The sequence below is a fragment of the Micromonospora sp. NPDC049175 genome, assembly GCF_043197345.1.
In the GTDB taxonomy this organism is placed as follows: Bacteria; Actinomycetota; Actinomycetes; order Mycobacteriales; family Micromonosporaceae; genus Micromonospora.
This window is the reverse complement of record NZ_JBICSY010000023.1, coordinates 1-3,298: the sequence shown is the minus strand read 5'-3', so window position 1 is coordinate 3,298 and position 3,298 is coordinate 1. Positions and strand designations below refer to the sequence as shown.

Genomic DNA, 3,298 nt, shown 5'->3' with positions numbered 1-3,298 from the left:
CAACGTCGTACCCGTACCATGCGCCTCCACCACATCCACATCCACCACCGACAAACGCGCATTAGCCAACGCCTGCCGAATAACACGCTCCTGCGCGGGCCCATTCGGCGCGGTCAGACGGCTACTTGCTCCGTCCTGATTCACCGCACTACCGCGCACCACCGCCAGCACCGGATGACCATTCCGCTGCGCATCCGACAACCGCTCCACCAGAAGCAGGCCGACACCCTCACCCCAACCCGTTCCATCCGCCGTACCGGCAAATGATTTGCATCGACCATCGGCCGCCAAGCCGCCCTGCCGCAGGAAGTCGACGAAGACCCGGGGCGATGACATGGTGGTGACGCCCCCCGCCAGGGCGAGGTCGCACTCGCCCTGGCGCAGTGCCTGCGCCGCCAGGTGTAGTGCGACCAGCGACGAGGAGCAGGCGGTGTCCACGGTCACCGCGGGGCCTTCGAGACCGAAGGTGTAGGCGACTCGACCGGAGGCGACGCTGCCGATGTTTCCGTTGCCGAGGTAGCCCTCGATCGCCTCGGGCACCTTGTGCAGCCGGGCGCCGTAGTCGGCGTACATCAGCCCGGTGAAGACGCCGGTGCGGCTGCCGCGGACCGACGTGGGATCGATGCCAGCCCGCTCGAACGCCTCCCACGACGTCTCCAACAGCAGGCGCTGCTGCGGGTCCATCGCCAGCGCCTCACGCGGACTGATCCCGAAGAAGGCGGCGTCGAAATCGGCCGCGTCGTAGAGGAATCCGCCCTGCGGGTCGGGGCCGAACTCGCCGGTCTCCCAGCCGCGGTCGTCGGGGAAGGCGGTGATGCCGTCGGTGCCGGTGCTGACGAGTTCCCACAGCTGTTCCGGCGTCCGGACTCCACCGGGATAGCGGCAGGCCATTCCGACGATCGCGATCGGCTCGCGGGTCCTGGCCCGCACCTCACCCAGTTGCCGGCGGGTCTCCTGCAGTTCGGTGGTGGCCCGTCGCAGATATTCGCGGAGCTGGTCCTCGGTCGCCATGTTCACCCTCGCGGTCGTTTGGACGGGTCAGTTGGCCAGATCGGTGCGGCTCAAGGAGTTGTCGATGAACGCGAACATCTCCTCGTCCGTGGTGAGCCGCGCCTCGGCGGCGCCGTCACCGCCGCCGGCCAGCCGGTCGAGGCACGCCTGCAGCCGGCCGGTGAGCTCGGTTCGCGCCCGACTGCTCGCGCTCTGCCCGGCCAGCGCGACGGTCAACCTGTCGAGTTCGGCGACGACAGGGGTGACCAGGGCGAGCTGCGCCGCCTCCGGGTCGGGTCGTAGCCGCCCAGCCAGCGCCTGCGGTGTCGGGAAGTCGAAGATCAGTGTTGCGGGCAGCCGGGTGCCGGTGCGTGCGCCGAGCAGGTTGCGCAGTTCCAGCGCGGTCAGTGAGTCGAAGCCCATGTCCAGGAAGCCCTGGCCGGGTTCGACGGCGTCCGGCGAGGCGTGGCCGAGGATCTGGGCCACCGAGGAGCGCACCAGGTCCAGGACAAGGCGATCCTGCTCCGTCTCGGGCAGGGCGGCGATCCGGGCGGTCCAGCTTGGACCGTTCTCCGCTGCCGGGCTCCGCCTGCCGGTGGGGCGCAGGTTGCGCAGCAGAACTGGTACGGCAGCGGGTTCCGCGTCGCGCCACGCGACCAGGTCGAGGTCGGCGGCCGTGATCGCGGGCCGGTCGCCGCCGACGGCGGTGTCCAGCAGCGCCAGGGCCGCCTCGGTGCGCAGTGGCCGCAGCCCCGCAGTGCTCATCCTCCGGCCGCCGTCGCCGAGTTCGCGGGTCATGTCGCTGAGCTGCGCCCACATTCCCCAGGCAATCGACGTGGCGGGCAGCCCATCCGCGTGCCGGGCCTCGGCGAGCGCGTCGAGGTAGGCGTTCGCGGCAGCGTAGTTGGCCTGGCCCGGGCTGCCGAGGACGCCCGCGATCGACGAGAAGAGCACGAACGCCCGCAGCTCGCGGTCGCGGGTGGCCTCGTGCAGGTGGTGGGCGGCCGTCGCCTTCGCTTGTAGGACCGCCGTGAGCCGCTCCGGCGTGAGCTGTTCGACAGTGGCATCGTCGAGCACACCTGCCGCGTGGATCACGGCAGTCAGCGGCTGCTCCTCCGGCACCTGGGCGAGCAGGGCGTCGACGGCGGCGCGATCGGTAACATCGCAGGCAACGACCCGGATCGTGGCGTCCAGGTCGTCCAGTCCGGCCACCGTTCCGCTACGGCTTGCCAGGATCAGGCTGCGCACACCATGCCGCTGCACGAGATGCCGGGCCACAAGTTTGCCGAGGGTGCCGGTGCCGCCGGTGATGAGCACGGTGCCATCCCAGACAGGCGCGGTCACCGGGTCGCGCAATTGCCTCAACCGCGGCACCAGAACCTTGCCGCCGCGTACCGCGACCTGCGGCTCACCGCTGCCGCGACCGGCGTCCGGGTCACCGTCCACGATGACGATCCGGCCGGGGTGCTCGGACTGCGCGGAACGAGCCAGTCCCCAGACCGCCGCGTGGATGGGATCGATAACCGGCTCACCGGCGACGGCCGCCACCGCGCCCCGGGTCACCAGCACGAGCCGGCCCGGGTCACCACCGGTGAGGAAGTCCTGGATCGCCGTCAGCGCGCCGGTGACCACGTCGATCAGCTCACCGGACGGCACCTCGACGACGACGTCACCACTGACGTCCGGCGCACTACCGGGCACTGCGGGTACCCACTCGACGGCGTACCGCGGACCGGTCTGCGGCACCACCGCCGCGTCGAACGGCCGCATCGTCAACGAGCCGATCGAGGCAACCGGCACACCCGCCGAGTCAGCCGCCGTCACCCGAACCCGGTCCTCCCCGAGCCGCCGCAGACTTATCCGCAGCGCCCCGACTCCGGTGCGATGCAGCCGAACCTGCTCGAAGGCGAACGGCAGCCGGGGAAGGCCGTTGTCCGCGGCAGCACCGAACAGCAAACCCTGCAGCGCTGCGTCCAGCAGTGCGGGATGAATGCCGTAGCCGGTGGTGTCGGTGCCATCGGGCAGGACGACGTCGGCGTAGACGTCGTCACCGCCGATCCACGCGGCCTGCAGGCCTTGGAAGAGCGGGCCGTACGCGAAGCCGACATCGGCCAGCCGATCGTAGAGATCGTCGACATCGACTGGCTCGGCTCCCGGTGGTGGCCAGGCGGTGAGGTCGGGGTCTGTTTCTGGTCGGCTGTCGGTGGTGAGGGTGCCGGTGGCGTGTAGGCCGGTGGGAGAGGTGATGGTCAGGTCGTGGTGGCCGTCGGTGCCGGTCGGGGTGATCTGGACCTGGACGTCGGAGGGG

The 3,298-nt window shown here is 70.5% G+C and carries 2 protein-coding genes; both read right to left on the bottom strand.

Going from position 1 to position 3,298, the window contains the following annotated elements; genetic code table 11:
• The coding region (locus ACGFH8_RS35090) for a beta-ketoacyl synthase N-terminal-like domain-containing protein (RefSeq protein WP_393376000.1) at positions 1-1,011 on the bottom strand (1,011 nt) is incomplete at its 3' end.
• Positions 1,012-1,038: 27 nt separating this feature from the next.
• The coding region (locus tag ACGFH8_RS35085; protein WP_393375998.1) for a type I polyketide synthase at positions 1,039-3,298 on the bottom strand (2,260 nt) is incomplete at its 5' end.